The following is a 13,255-nucleotide window of genomic DNA, read 5'->3' as shown; positions in this document are numbered from 1 at the left end:
TGATCCGGCCTCTGTCCGCGCATTGGCGCGCACGCCGATGCAAGCCTTCTGGCATGGCATGGTGCAGTCGCTGCCCTTCATGATCGTGATCCTGCCTTTCGCGATGCTGTTCGGCGTCGTCGCGACCGAGGCGGGGCTGGATATTGCGCAGGTCATGGGCTTTTCGGTTCTGGTTCTGGCGGGCGCCTCGCAGTTCACGGCGGTGCAGTTGATCAGCGATCATGCCTCGGCGGTGATCGTGCTGTTGTCGAGCCTTGCGGTGAATCTGCGGATGGCGATGTATTCGGCCTCGCTGGTGCCATGGCTTGGAAAGGCCAAGCCGGGGCAGCGGGCCTGGGTCGCCTATGCGCTGATCGATCAATCCTATGCGCTGTCGATCCAGCATTACGAGCGTCATCCGCGGCTGAGCATGGCGCAAAGGGTTGCCTATTTCAGCGGAACCGCTGTCGCCCTGTGCGTGCCATGGATGATCTGTTCGTGGCTGGGGGCGACCATCGGCAAGGCGATCCCGGATGATATTGCGCTGGATTTCGCGATGCCGATCACCTTCATCGCCATGATCGCGCCGATGCTGCGGACGCCTGCGCATATGGCCGCCTGTTTCGTGGCGATCGTCGCGGCACTGATCTTTGCCGGATTGCCCTCGGGGCTGGGCCTGCTGGTCGCTGCGCCGCTGGGCATGGCGGCGGGGGCGATGGTCGAGATGTGGGCCGAGAAGCAGGGGCAGGTCACATGAACGCGCCGGGCATGTCCGATCTGACGATCTGGATCATCATCGTGCTGCTGGGCATCGGCACCTATCTGATTCGCTGGTCTTTCCTTGGCGCGCTTGGCAATCGTCCAATGCCTGCATGGGTGCTGCGGATGCTGCGCTATACGCCGGTTGCGGTGCTGCCTGCGCTGGTCGCGCCGCTGGTCATGTGGCCGCAGGCGACCGGGGGAGAGCCTGATGTGGCACGGCTGGCCGCAGCGGCGGCGACACTTGGCGTGGGGGTACTGACCAAGAGCGTAATCTGGGCGATTCTTGCCGGGGGATGCACGCTCTTCGGGTTGTTGTATTTGATCTGAGAAGGCGCTGTTAAGAGCGAAGGGCATTGCCCGACCGCGGGTGGGCAATGCGACGGTCGTTCTGGGCACTTTATCGTGCAACCCCGTCGGGCATCTCTGTGGTGCGGAACATCACCGAATTGCCCGCCCTGGGGGCGGTCGGGCAATGCCCGGCGTCGCCTGAAGGCGACTTGATTCCGGGCGGGTGCTTAACTTCAGGCGATGGCTTTTACTGGTTGTAACCCGTCATCCGGCCGTCTTTTTGACGGATCAGCACGTCGTGGTTATTGGCCGGATCGCCGTCCTGATGACGCTTCGACTGCACATTCGGCAGGGTCAGGAACCAGTTGCGCAGCTTCGTCGGCGAGAAGCCGGTGGGCGAGCCTTCGAAGCCCGGAACGCCTTTCAGGACCGTGCCAGTCTCGACCGCGCAGAAGCTTTTGTTCGCAGCGCCGTTCGCCTCGGCCCGGCGGATCGCCAGATCGGCAACCTCGCGGCTGACGAAGACCGTATCCTCGGCCACCCAATAGGTGCTGCGGGCGTGGTAATCGATGTAGAAATTCTTGAAATTGTCGGTGATCCCGTAAAGCACGTCATGGCGTTCCGGGATACGCGGGTGGTTCCAGCTTCCGGCCGGATCGTAGATCACCCGCTGGCTGCCATTGATCATCAGCGCAGAATGACCGCCTTCGCCACGCGGGATGCCGATCACGGTGAAAAGCGTGATCGAGGGCTGCTCGTTCGAGGTGAAGCGCGCGGCGCGGACCGCCTCATCGCTGGCCCAGATATTGTCGGCGCCGCAGGCAGCCAGAAGGGCGGGCAACGAGGCCGCCAGAAAGACGCGTCTTTTCATCTTTGCAAAGGTCCGTCAGCGATCAGGAATTGACCAGCGCCATGAAGATCAGCGCCAAGATGGACAGGGTCGAGACCCAGATACAGGCTTTGATGAACCCGGCAAATGTCTTCTGATGCTCGGTAATATCCATTTCGCCCGGTTTGTAGTCGGTCACTTCGTGATGCGAGTTCGAGGCCATGCGTCATCTCCTGTCGGTCTGCGATTTCGGGATAGCCGAAAGCGCGGGCCCTGTCACGTCCCCCACAACGCCGCAGGCCCGGTGTTACCCGTTTGTCGTATCATCCCCCGGTGGCGCAGATAATTGATATGCGCCACCGCCTCGACCAAGGCGAGGCCGAATTCGCTGTCGCCGATGCGGCGCTTGAACAGGATGTCGAAGCAGCCGACCGCGGTTCTGGGGCCTTGGCGCAGGGCGTCATGCAGGCGGTCCAGCGCGCCGTGATGGTTGTCGATCAACTGCCGCAGCCGGGTCGGCAGGCCGGTATAAGGCAGTTTGTGGCCGGGCAGGACAAAATGGCGCGGCTCGGCCAGATCGGCCATCACGCCACAGCTTTCCAGCCATTCGGCGACCGGATCGGCATCGGGCTCGCTGGCATAGACGCCGAGATTGGGCGAGATCGAGGGCAGAAGCTGGTCCCCGCCGATGACCAGATCGTCGTCCTGCGACCAGAAGGTCGCATGGCAGGGGGCGTGGCCGTGGCCCATCACCACTTTCCAGCTGCGGCGACCAAAGGTGATCTTGGCGCCATCTGTCAGGCGGTGAAAGCCCAGCGGCAGCGGGTGGACCATATCGGCGAAGTTGAACGGGCGTTCGGCGGCACGTTTCGCCACCATCTCTTCGGGCATACCGGCGTGCCGCCAGAAGGCGATGGTTTCCGGCGTCGGGCGCGGCTCTTGATCCAGAACCAGCATGCGGGCGGTCAGCCAAGCGGTGCGGCTCATCATCAGTTCCGCGCCATCGGTCGCCATGAACCAGCCAGCAAGGCCGATATGGTCGGGGTGGTGATGCGTGCCGATGACCCGACGGATCGGGCGACCGCCAAGCGGGCCGTCACGCAAGGCCTGCCATGTGGCGCGGGCGTGTTTACTGTCGAAGCCGGTGTCGATCAGGGTCCAGCCGTCGTCTTCCTCAAGCGCATAAACATTGACGTGATCCAGCGCCATCGGCAGCGACAGCCGCATCCAGAGGATACCGGGGGCGACGGTGATCGCCTCGCCCTCGGCCGGGGGCATGGGGATCGGCGCGTGGATCACGACGCGAATTCGCCGGCCAGAACCGCATCATCGATGCCTGTCAGATCGGCAAGCCCGGCCTGCGCTTCGACCAGATCGGCGGCGTAGCGCGGCAGGACGCGGGCCATGAACACCCGTGCCAGTGCCAGATGATCCGCCCCGCCCGCTTGCGCCGCACGCAGATGATAGGCCCCGCCCAGCAGCCGGGCATAGGCAGTCAGGAACGGCACCGCCCCGGCAAAACGCTCTGGCAGATCGCGCTCCAGCATGGCCAGCGTCGCCTCGCGCAGAGTCTCGGCGGCCTGCCACAACTGGTTCGCCAGTTCCGGCAGCGCGGATTGGGCCGATTTCGCGGTGTCGAGGATTTCGTCCAGCAGGCGCATCGCCGCATCGCCGCCATCGGACAGCTTGCGGCCGACAAGGTCCATCGCCTGAATGCCGTTCGTGCCCTCGTAGATCTGGGTGATGCGGACATCGCGCAGATATTGGGCGGCGCCGGTTTCCTCGACATAGCCCATGCCGCCATGGACCTGCACATTGGTATCGGCGACGCGCCAGCCGACATCGGTGCCGTAAGCCTTGGCGATCGGCGTCAGAAACGCCGCGCGCGCCGCATGTTCGGCATCGCCCGTCGCCCGTTCCAGATCCAGCGCGGCAGCACAGGCAAGGCAGATGGCGCGGGCGGCAAAGACCTCGGCCCGGGCAGTCGCCAGCATCCGGCGCACATCGGGGTGGCGGATGATCGGCCCCATCTGGTTCCGCTCGGTCGCGTAAGCCACGGCCTGCTGCAGCGCCGCTTCGGCCACGCCGACGCCCTGAATGCCAACGCCCAGCCGCGCCGCGTTCATCATGGTGAACATGGCGGCCATGCCTTTATGCTCGTGCCCGATCAGCCAGCCGGTCGCGCCGTCGAAGCTCATGACGCAGGTGGGGCTGCCATGGATGCCCAGCTTTTCTTCAAGGCTGACCACCTTCAGGCTGTTCGCGACGCCGGGATTGCCAGCATCGTCGGGCAGGAATTTCGGCACCATGAACAGACTGATGCCCTTGGTTCCCTTGCCGCCATCGGGCAGGCGCGCCAGAACCGCGTGGCAGACATTTTCGGTCACATCACTGTCGCCCCAGGTGATGAAAATCTTCTGGCCGGTGATCGTATAAGTGCCGTCGTCGTTGCGGGTGGCCTTGGTGGTCAGCGCGCCGACATCGCTGCCCGCCCCCGGCTCGGTCAGGTTCATCGTACCGGACCATTCGCCGCTGATCAGCTTCGGCAGATAGAGCGCCTTCATCTCGTCACTGGCGTGATGCTCCAGCGCCTCGATCTGACCCTGCGTCAGCAGCGGGTTCAGTTGCAGCGCCAGACAGGCCCCTGCCATCATCTCGGCCACCGACATGTTCAGTGCCTGCGGCAGACCCATGCCACCATATTCGGGGTTCGAGGCCAGCCCGATCCAGCCGCCTTCCGCAATCGCCTGAAAACCATCGGCATAGCCAGGGGAAGAGCGCAGCTTGCCGTTTTCCAGCCGCGCGGGCGTTTCGTCGCCATTGCGGTTCAGAGGGGCAAGGACATTGCTGCACATCTTGCCCGCTTCCGACAGGATCGCGCCGACGGTGTCGGGCGTCGCCTCGGCATAGCGTTCGGTCGCGGCGACGTCAGAGAATGCGACGACGTGATCGAGGATGAAGCGGATCTGGTCAACGGGTGCCTTGTAGCTCATCTGTCTGTCTCCCCTCCGCGCCTTGGCAAAAAGCCACACCGCGACTATCAGATTGATTGCTGCTGGCATTGTAGGATGCTGGCGGCAAGGCTCAACCGAAACCCGGCGTCACAAATGCGGACTGAAAGACTTAAGCCCGATGGCGACGGAATCGCCCGTGCAGCCGACCTGCTTGCCTCGGGCGCGGTCGTCGCGATCCCGACCGAGACGGTCTATGGATTGGCAGGCGATGCGCGCAATGGCGAGGCTGTCGCGCGGATCTACGAAGCCAAGGGGCGACCCTCGTTCAACCCGCTGATCGTCCATCTGCCCAATCTGACCGCAGCCCGGCGGATCGCGGTGTTTTCGGACGAAGCGGTGGCGCTGGCACAGGCGTTCTGGCCGGGCGCGCTGACAATGGTTCTGCCGTTGCGACCGGATGCGGGTATCGCCTCGCTGGTGACAGCGGGGCATGAAACGATTGCGATCAGGGTTCCGGCCAGCGATGTGGCGCAGGAATTGTTGCGCCGGTTCGGCGGGCCGCTGGCCGCGCCCTCGGCCAACGCTTCGGGGCGGATCAGCCCGACCTCGCCGGATCATGTGCTTGACCCCGATGGCGGTCTGGATGGCCGGATCGCGGCGGTGCTGGATGCGGGTGCCAGTCCGGTCGGCGTCGAATCGACGATTATCGGCTGGAACGGGGATCGCCCGGTTTTGCTGCGTCCGGGCGGGTTGCCTGCCGAAGCGCTGGAAGAGGCGCTTGGCCGCAAGCTGGCGCGGAAGGCCGGAAGCGATGACTTCTCGCCCAGTTCGCCCGGCCAGATGACCAGCCATTACGCCCCGAATGCGGCGCTGCGGATCAATGCGCCGGATATGAGGGAGGGTGAGACGCATATCACCTTCGGCAGGCCCGGCGCGTTCAGCCTGTCGCCCCATGGCGATCTGACCGAGGCGGCGGCGAACCTGTTCGACATGCTGCGCCGTGCTGATCGTGAAGGGCTGCCGATTGCGGTCGATCCGGTACCGGATCACGGTCTGGGCACCGCCATCAACGACCGGCTGCGGCGGGCGGCGGCGCCAAGGAACAACGGCTGAATTGCGCATCGTTCTGCATTTTCTGATTGTCGCGCTGCTAACCATTTTGACGCAGATCGGCGGTATCGCCTGGCTCTTGAGCCTGTGGTTCCGGCGGCGGTTTCTGGCTTTTGCCGGGATTTATCTGTGCCTGATGCTGGCCGCACAGATCGCCGCGCCGGCCTTTGGGCGGGTGGCGATGCAGTGTGGCGGCGATGGTCCCTTGCGGATGCAGTCGTGGTTCTACTGCCTGACGAACCGCAACTATGTCACCCCGCCGCTGGCAGAGACCGTGACCGACCTTGCCCGCGATCTGGACCGCGCCCGTCCGGGGACGGTCACGCTGGTTCTCGACGGCAATTTTCCCTTCGTCACCGGCTTTCCGCTAATCCCGCATCTGTCGCATGACGATGGGCGCAAGCTGGATCTGGCGTTTTTCTATCAGGATAGCGACGGCCAGTATCAGCCGGGGCTGGTGCGGTCGCCCATCGGCTATTTCGCTTTCGAAGAAGGGCGCTCCGACTGCCCGCGCCGCAGGTTCAGCCTGCGTTGGGATCTGGCATGGCTGCAACCGCTGTTTCCTGAACACAAGCTGGATCAGTCAAGGATGCGGGATGCGCTGCGCTGGCTTGCCCGCGATCCGCGCGTCTCGAAAGTGTTTTTAGAGCCGCATTTGCGGGACAGGCTGGGCGTCGTGTCAGGCAAGTTCAGGTTTCAGGGCTGCTGGGCCGCGCGTCACGACGATCACATTCATTTCGAGATCTGAGACCCGGAACGCAAAAACGCCCCCGCCGGAACGGGGGCGTCGATTTGGTCGTGACCGCGCGTCAGAGGCCCAGAGAGCCGTAAACGTTCGAAATTCGCCGGATCGCCACCACATAGGCCGCCGTCCGCAGATCGTGGACCTTGTTGTTGTTGTCCCAGACCTCTTTCATCTTGCCGAACGCCTCGCGCATGGTGTCGTCAAGGCCCGAGCGGACCAGTTCCAGCTCATCCGCGCCGGTCAGGAACGCCTCTTTGAAGCCCTTGGACAGGGTCCAGTTCAGCCCGGTATCGGCCGACAGTCGCTCAAGTTCTTCGACCAGCATCCGGGCTTTGGCTTCTTCGTGGCGACGCTCAAGTCGGCCAAGGCTGATCTGCGACAGGTTCTTCACCCATTCGAAATAGGAAACCGTCACACCGCCGGCGTTGGCATACATGTCGGGCACGATGACCACGCCCTTGTTCTTCAGGATTTCATCGGCATCGGCGGTGACGGGACCGTTCGCAGCCTCGATGATCAGGTTGCACTTGATACGGTCGGCATTGTCGATGTTGATGACGCTTTCAACCGCCGCCGGGATCAGGATGTCGCATTCATCCTCCAGCGCCTGCAGACCATTCTTGCGATATTCGCCGCCCGAAAAGCCCTTGATGCCGCCCGTTGCCTGAATATGGCCGCGCAGTGCGTCGATATTGATGCCCTGCGGATTGGTGATCGCGCCGTCACGCTCGATCACCGTGATGACCAGCGCGGCATCTTCGGTCGAAAGGAACTTCGCGGCGTGATAGCCCACATTCCCCAGACCTTGCACGATCACCCGCTTCCCGGCCAAGGTGCCCGTCAGCCCGGTCCGCTTCAGGATGTCGGGATGGCGGAATACCTCGCGCAGGGCATATTGCACGCCGCGCCCGGTCGCCTCGACACGGCCATCGATGCCGCCTGCGGTTCGCGGCTTGCCGGTGACGCAGGCCTTGGCGTTGATGTCGTCGGGATGCAGGCGTTTGTAGGCGTCGGCCATCCAAGCCATTTCACGCTCGCCGGTGCCCATGTCGGGGGCCGGGACGTTCTGGCTGGGCGAGATCAGGTTGCGGCGGGACAGTTCATAGGTGAAGCGGCGGGTGACGGATTCAAGCTCGCTCGGCTCCCACGCGCGGGGATCGATGCAGAGGCCGCCTTTGGACCCGCCGAACGGAACTTCGACCAGCGCGCATTTATAGGTCATCAGCGCCGCCAGCGCTTCAACTTCGTCCTGGGTCACGTCGAGCGAATAGCGGATACCGCCCTTGACCGGCTCCATATGTTCGGAATGGACGGATCGGTAGCCGGTAAAAGTGTGGATCTGACCGCGCAGCCGGACCCCGAAACGAACGGTATAGGTGGAATTGCAAACGCGGATTTTTTCTTCCAGTCCCGGCGCCAGTTCCATCAGGCCGGCAGCGTGGGTGAACATGCGTTCGACCGAGTCGCGGAAAGACATCAACTGAACAGACATCGCCATCCCCCTCCCAAAAAATAATGCGATTCGTGAGCCTTCTGGGGGAAGGCTAGACCAAAGCGGCATGACGACGCCATAATCGATTGACCAGTTTTCAGGCAATCATGTGATGCAGCGCTAACATGCCGCCGCACTGCGCGCTTCCCCGCCGACTCTCGGAAAGGTGGAAACCGAACAAGCGGTTTCAGCATTGTTTTACCGAGAAAAGAAGTTTGCGCTTTTGACGTGAGGGCCATTTATGACCAAGAAACAAAAGATTAGCTATGGCCGCAAATTCGACCAGGTGATTGCCGGTGCGACAGAGATCTTTCTGCGCGACGGTTATGCAGCCGCCAGTGTCGATGATATCGCCCAGGCAGCGACCGTCTCCAAGGCGACGCTCTACAGCTATTTCCCCGACAAGAAGCTGATGTTCGAGGAAGCGCTGTCGATCGCCTTGCAGAAACTGTCCTCGACCTCGCCGGTCGAGATCCCGTCGCATATGGACGCCCATGACGGCGTGCATGAAATCGCCCGCCAGATCGCCGTTTGGCTGGTCGAGCCGCAGAACGTCCGCCTTTATCGCGTCCATGTGGCCGAGACGGTTCGCTTCTCTACGATTGCAAACGGGTTTCAGACGGTCTTGCAGGGCCTTCTGCACGACCGGGTGCGCGGCTATCTGGATCACTGGGTGCAGGCCGGGCAGTTGGACATCCCCGACACATCGATGGCGGCGGATCTGCTGATACGGATGGCGGGGGCATCGATCCACGACACCGCATTGCTGAGCAAGCGAAGTTCGACAACCGAAGATGACGTCAACCGCATCGCCGAGGCCGCCTCTCGCGTCTTCCTGCGCGCCTATGCGCCAAGTCTTGGCTCTGGCGGCAGGCTGGCGGCGGCCAGATGAACACCGCAGGCGCGCGGAATGATGCAATCGTGACGCGCGCTTGGCTTCTCAAGCAGGTTTGATCGACATATAAGCGTGACAAGAACCTGCAACGAAGCAGTCCGCCCGAGGGATGACCGGTAATCATATGACCCAGATCAAGTTTCTTCTGCCCGCGCTTGCCGCCACAGCCGTTCTGGCCGGGTGTATGCCCGCCCCGCGGCAGGCCCAGATGCCCGCCGCCCCCATGCCCGCGCCGGTCGTCGAGCCGGTGATTTCCTCCCCGCCCCCGACGACGGGAATTTCGGGGCTGCAGGAACGCACGCCGGATCTGTGCGGTGCGAAGAACTATTCCAGCAGCATCTCGCAGCCGGGCAGCGTCATCCCGACACTGGGCATCACCAAAGATTACCGTGTCGTCGAATATCGCGGGATCGAGCCGCAGGATTACAACCCGAACCGCATCGTGTTCCGGCTGGATTCCTCGGGTGTCATCACCAACATTGATTGCGGATAATCGCCATGCGCCTTTTGCCCCTTCTTATCGCTCCGGTCGCCGCACTGACGCTTGCCGCCTGTGAGCCGGTTCCTGCCGATGACGTCACGACCGAGCCTTCGAACGACGAATGCAAGGCCTCGTCCTATCAGGGATTGGTCGGGCAGCCGCGCGATGTTCTGGCGCAGATGAATTTCCCCATCGGCACCCGCCAGATCGGGCCGAACGATGCAGTGACGGCCGATTTCCGGCCTGACCGGCTGAACATCGAATATGGCGAAAGCGGGCGGATCGAGAAAGTCAGCTGCTACTAGGCACATCGCCTCGTGAAACGGCATGAAAAGGCGGCATCTTCGGGTGCCGCCTTTTTCGCGTTGCTTTGCCGTCATGGCGGTGTAACCATTCTTTCATGATGAGTGCATTGCCGCCTTTTCACGCCGACCCCGACCGCGTGGTCTTCGACCGGCATGAACTGGGCATGATCCTGTCGGTCTATGGCCGTTTCGTCGCAGCCGGCGAATGGCGGGATTACGCGATGTCCTTCCTGCGAGAGGTCGCGGTTTTCAGCGTCTTCCGCCGCGCTGCCGAGCATCCGCTATATCGCATTGAAAAACGCCCGAAACAGCGCGCCGCACAGGGGGCATATGCAGTGATCGGCATGGATGGCCGGGTGCTGAAACGCGGCCATGACCTGCAACAGGTGCTACGCGTGCTGGAGAAGAAACTGATCCGCTCGATCGAGTAAGCCGGATCAAGCCGCCGCGCCGCGCAGCATTCTCAGCGGCTCTGTCCGCGCCAGTCGCAAGACATGGGCCATATAAGGCTGACCCAGATCCTCTTCGCGCACGGCGGCATAGAGCCTGCGCAGAATACCCCCGCGCCCCAGAGGCAGCATCGACAGTTCAGGATTGGCGGACTGCCGCCGCAGCACCCAATCGGGCATCACCGCCACCCCCCGGCCCGAAGCGACCAGCATCAGCGCCACATCGGTCAACTCGACCGTCCGCCGCTGGGCAGGCTCGACCCCCGCCGGGATCAGGAACTGGCTGAACACGTCCAGCCGCGCCCGATCCATCGGATAGGTGATCAGCGTCTCGCGCGCCAAATCCTGAGGTTCGACAAAGCCCTTTTCGACCAGCGGATGCCCGGCTGGCACCACCATCGTCGGCGCATAGTCGAACAACGGCTGATAGGCGATCCCGGCCATTTCATCGGGGTCGGATGAGATCACCATATCCACCTCTTGCCGCATCAGCGCGGGCAGCGCGCCAAAGGCAAGGCGCTGGCGAATGTCCACATCGACCTCGGGCCAGGTGCGGCGGAAGATGTCCAGAACCGGCAAAAGCCAGTCGAAACAGGCGTGGCATTCCATGGCGATATGCAGCCGCCCGATTCGACCCTGCTCCACACCCTTGAATTCGGCCTCGGTGGCGCCGACCAGCGGCAAGACCTGCTCGGCCAGCCGCAACAGCCGCATTCCGGCGGGCGACAGGCGCATGGGCTTGGCACGACGGACGAACAATTCCACGCCCGCCTGCTGTTCTAACGCCTTGATCTGATGCGACAGCGCGGATTGTGTTATGTTCAGCACATCCGCCGCACGGGCCAACCCGCCCTGTTCATGGATCGCGTGGACCGTCCGAAGGTGGCGAAGTTCAAGGTGCATGGTGAGCCGAATTCAACTTGATCATGAGGATTATGAATTTGTCTCATCCGTTATCGTATGACACAAGGGCCCAAATGAAAGGAATCGTCATGTCGCGCCCCGTTTCCGACACCACGCCCCGGATCAGCTTCGAGTTCTTCCCGCCGAAGACGCTCGATGCGTCATTCCGGCTGTGGGAAACCGCGCGGGCATTGGCCCCCTTGGCGCCTGATTTCGTGTCGGTCACCTATGGCGCGGGCGGCACCACGCGGCAGTTGACGCACGAGGCGGTGACGACGATCAACCGCCATTACGGGCTGGACGTTGCGGCGCACCTGACCTGCGTCGAGGCGACCCGCGACGAGACGATGGAGATCGTGCAGGCCTATGCCGATGCCGGTATCCGCGAGATCGTGGCTCTGCGCGGCGACGCGCCCAAGGGTCAGGCGCATTTCACCCCGCATCCCGATGGTTTTGCCAGCTCGATCGAGCTGATCGAGGCGATCGCGGCGCGGGGCGACATGACCATCCGCGTCGGCGCCTATCCCGAGCCGCACCCGGACAGCCCCGATACCGATGCCGATGTGGCGTGGCTGAAGCGCAAGATCGATGCAGGCGCGACAAGCGCGATGACGCAGTTTTTCTTCGACGCTGAAACCTTTTTCCGTTTCCGTGATAAATGTGCGGCGGCGGGGATCGATGCTCCGGTGATTCCGGGCATTCTGCCGATTCAGGGCTGGGCCGGGACAAGGCGCTTTGCAGCCGCCTGCGGCACGCATATTCCTTTCTGGGCGGAAGAGGCTTTCTCTGCCGCCGCCGCGGATGGCCCCGAGGCTGAACGCAAGCTGGCCGCCGATACCTGCATCAAGCTGTGCAATGATCTGATCGCGGGCGGAGTCGAACAGCTTCATTTCTACACGCTGAACCGCCCAGAACTGACGCTGGAAGTCTGCAACGCTTTGGGTGTGAAGCCTACGCGCAATCTGGAAAACGTGGCCTAAGGCCTTCCGCCCCGCGCTTTTTTCGACAACGGCTTGGCCTTTGCCGGACGACGGCGACGACGGGCGGGCTCTTTCTTGTCCCCAGCCAGTTCCCCCACCAGAATCGCAGGCCCGCTATAGGGCAACGCGACCGAGGGGTGCAGCGTCTCTGACGCATTCGTGCCTGCGACGCGGGGGGCGCGGGCCAGAAACGCCTTGCCCCAGTTGCGCCATGTGCCGATGGGCGGCGCGGTGGGATCGCAGGGAAAACCGTCGCGCCAGCCCTCGGGCAGCGGCAGGCCGAAATGCTCGGCCCGGTCCAGCATCCAGACCAGCGGGATATTCGCCAGCGGTCGCGCAAACTCCATCCCGCTTAGCTGCCCGCCGATATCGGGATGTGCCCCGCGGAACCAGACCTGTTCGATCCGCCCCGGCTCACCCTCCCATAACAGCGGTGCAAAGGCTGCCCGCGTCTCGTCCAGCGCCAAAGCATGCAGGCCATATTCGACATCGGGGCCAAGCTGGTAGTCATGAAAGCGAAAGCGCGGCTCGGTCAGCATCCAGAGCAGCGGCAACCGAAGGCCGAGCGACATCACCGTGTCGAAACAGCCCACCATGCGGATTGGAATGTTGGGCATACAGCGCCGTCGGCGGAATGCGCCGATGGCCTTTTTCGACCCGCCCTCGCTGTAATAGCGCCAGGCCAGCCGCACATTCCGTTCGGTCGCCACATCGGGGCGAAGAAGACCGACCCGCCCGATCATTCCGGCTAGCGAGCGGACAGCAAAAGCTCCGCGCGAATAGCCGAAGAAAAAGATCAGATCGCCCGGCCGATAGCCCGAGGCAAGCCAGCCATAGGCATCCCTGATCTGTACCTCGAGCGTCCGGCCCATCGCCAGATCGGTCAGCGTGTGCCAGCGGTTCCATTGCTGGCCCAAGCCATAATGAAACCGCAGCCGGGCCCCACGCAACGATCCCACCTGTGCCCGCAACAGCCGGTAGATCCGCCCGATAGAGCTTCGCTGACCATCGGCCAGCGAAGCGAAGGTGCCGTCGATCAGCACCACATGGATATTGGGCGTACGAATCTGGTCCATGACCAGA

Annotated in this window: 16 protein-coding genes; 9 read left to right on the top strand and 7 right to left on the bottom strand. The window is 63.0% G+C overall.

All coding sequences use genetic code 11. The annotated features are described in order from the left end of the window. Nucleotides 1-37 precede the first annotated feature (37 nt). A complete protein-coding gene (locus tag JJJ17_RS11455; RefSeq protein ID WP_200686777.1) occupies nt 38-736 on the top strand; it encodes an AzlC family ABC transporter permease in 699 nt (232 codons plus the stop codon). After that, the gene (locus tag JJJ17_RS11450; RefSeq protein ID WP_234464038.1) at nt 733-1,068 is read left to right on the top strand and encodes an AzlD domain-containing protein; all 336 of its coding nucleotides are present in this window, start codon (nt 733-735) and stop codon (nt 1,066-1,068) included. The genes JJJ17_RS11455 and JJJ17_RS11450 overlap by 4 nt, the downstream gene beginning before the upstream one ends. Nucleotides 1,069-1,276: 208 nt before the next feature. Here JJJ17_RS11450 and JJJ17_RS11445 read toward each other — a convergent pair whose 3' ends face one another. From JJJ17_RS11445 to JJJ17_RS11430, 4 genes are read right to left on the bottom strand one after another with little or no spacing between them, the layout of a single operon-like run. Next, entirely contained in the window at nt 1,277-1,900 is a 624-nt protein-coding gene (locus JJJ17_RS11445; RefSeq protein ID WP_200686477.1) for a hypothetical protein, read from the bottom strand. A gap of 22 nt (nt 1,901-1,922) precedes the next feature. After that, on the bottom strand, nt 1,923-2,081 hold the full coding sequence (locus JJJ17_RS11440) for an aa3-type cytochrome c oxidase subunit IV (protein ID WP_200686475.1): 159 nt from the start codon (nt 2,079-2,081) through the stop codon (nt 1,923-1,925). Between the two features lie 53 nt (nt 2,082-2,134). Continuing rightward, on the bottom strand, nt 2,135-3,166 hold the full coding sequence (locus JJJ17_RS11435; RefSeq protein WP_407673357.1) for an MBL fold metallo-hydrolase: 1,032 nt from the start codon (nt 3,164-3,166) through the stop codon (nt 2,135-2,137). Next, nucleotides 3,154-4,851, bottom strand: a complete 1,698-nt coding sequence (locus JJJ17_RS11430; protein ID WP_200686474.1) for an acyl-CoA dehydrogenase — start codon at nt 4,849-4,851, stop codon at nt 3,154-3,156. Before JJJ17_RS11430 ends, JJJ17_RS11435 begins: the two co-directional genes overlap by 13 nt. Nucleotides 4,852-4,965: 114 nt before the next feature. On the opposite strand from JJJ17_RS11430, the gene JJJ17_RS11425 reads away from it, so the two are divergent. Beyond that, nucleotides 4,966-5,925 (top strand): L-threonylcarbamoyladenylate synthase, encoded by a 960-nt coding sequence (locus JJJ17_RS11425; protein WP_200686472.1) that lies wholly within the window; start codon nt 4,966-4,968, stop codon nt 5,923-5,925. A gap of 1 nt (nt 5,926) precedes the next feature. Continuing rightward, on the top strand, nt 5,927-6,670 hold the full coding sequence (locus JJJ17_RS11420) for a hypothetical protein (protein WP_200686470.1): 744 nt from the start codon (nt 5,927-5,929) through the stop codon (nt 6,668-6,670). Between the two features lie 61 nt (nt 6,671-6,731). Here the strand turns inward: JJJ17_RS11420 and JJJ17_RS11415 are convergent, their stop codons facing one another. Then, entirely contained in the window at nt 6,732-8,159 is a 1,428-nt protein-coding gene (locus JJJ17_RS11415; RefSeq protein ID WP_200686468.1) for a Glu/Leu/Phe/Val family dehydrogenase, read from the bottom strand. Between the two features lie 241 nt (nt 8,160-8,400). On the opposite strand from JJJ17_RS11415, the gene JJJ17_RS11410 reads away from it, so the two are divergent. The 4 genes from JJJ17_RS11410 to JJJ17_RS11395 all read left to right on the top strand — a co-directional run bounded on the left by JJJ17_RS11410 (nt 8,401) and on the right by JJJ17_RS11395 (nt 10,271). Further along, nucleotides 8,401-9,051: a TetR/AcrR family transcriptional regulator gene (locus JJJ17_RS11410; protein ID WP_200686466.1), complete on the top strand. Its 651-nt coding sequence runs from the start codon at nt 8,401-8,403 to the stop codon at nt 9,049-9,051. A gap of 127 nt (nt 9,052-9,178) precedes the next feature. Continuing rightward, complete coding sequence (locus tag JJJ17_RS11405; RefSeq protein ID WP_200686464.1) at nt 9,179-9,547, top strand: hypothetical protein; 369 nt, start codon at nt 9,179-9,181, stop codon at nt 9,545-9,547. Between the two features lie 5 nt (nt 9,548-9,552). Further along, nucleotides 9,553-9,840, top strand: coding sequence for an I78 family peptidase inhibitor (locus tag JJJ17_RS11400; protein WP_200686462.1), 288 nt, complete (start codon nt 9,553-9,555; stop codon nt 9,838-9,840). A gap of 98 nt (nt 9,841-9,938) precedes the next feature. Further along, entirely contained in the window at nt 9,939-10,271 is a 333-nt protein-coding gene (locus JJJ17_RS11395; protein ID WP_200686771.1) for a DUF2794 domain-containing protein, read from the top strand. 6 nt (nt 10,272-10,277) lie between these two features. On the opposite strand, the gene JJJ17_RS11390 is transcribed toward JJJ17_RS11395, so the two are convergent. After that, on the bottom strand, nt 10,278-11,192 hold the full coding sequence (locus JJJ17_RS11390; protein ID WP_200686460.1) for a LysR family transcriptional regulator: 915 nt from the start codon (nt 11,190-11,192) through the stop codon (nt 10,278-10,280). A gap of 89 nt (nt 11,193-11,281) precedes the next feature. Between JJJ17_RS11390 and metF the strand changes: the two genes are divergently transcribed. Beyond that, a complete protein-coding gene (metF, locus tag JJJ17_RS11385) occupies nt 11,282-12,172 on the top strand; it encodes a methylenetetrahydrofolate reductase [NAD(P)H] (RefSeq protein WP_200686458.1) in 891 nt (296 codons plus the stop codon). Here the strand turns inward: metF and JJJ17_RS11380 are convergent. Further along, the gene (locus JJJ17_RS11380) at nt 12,169-13,248 is read right to left on the bottom strand and encodes a DUF2235 domain-containing protein (RefSeq protein WP_200686456.1); all 1,080 of its coding nucleotides are present in this window, start codon (nt 13,246-13,248) and stop codon (nt 12,169-12,171) included. The two genes, metF and JJJ17_RS11380, sit on opposite strands and share 4 nt — an antisense overlap. Between the last annotated feature and the right edge of the window lie 7 nt (nt 13,249-13,255).

Source organism: Paracoccus caeni, assembly GCF_016629665.1.
Classification (GTDB): Bacteria; Pseudomonadota; Alphaproteobacteria; order Rhodobacterales; family Rhodobacteraceae; genus Paracoccus; species Paracoccus caeni.
This window is presented reverse-complemented; position numbering and strand designations above follow the sequence as displayed.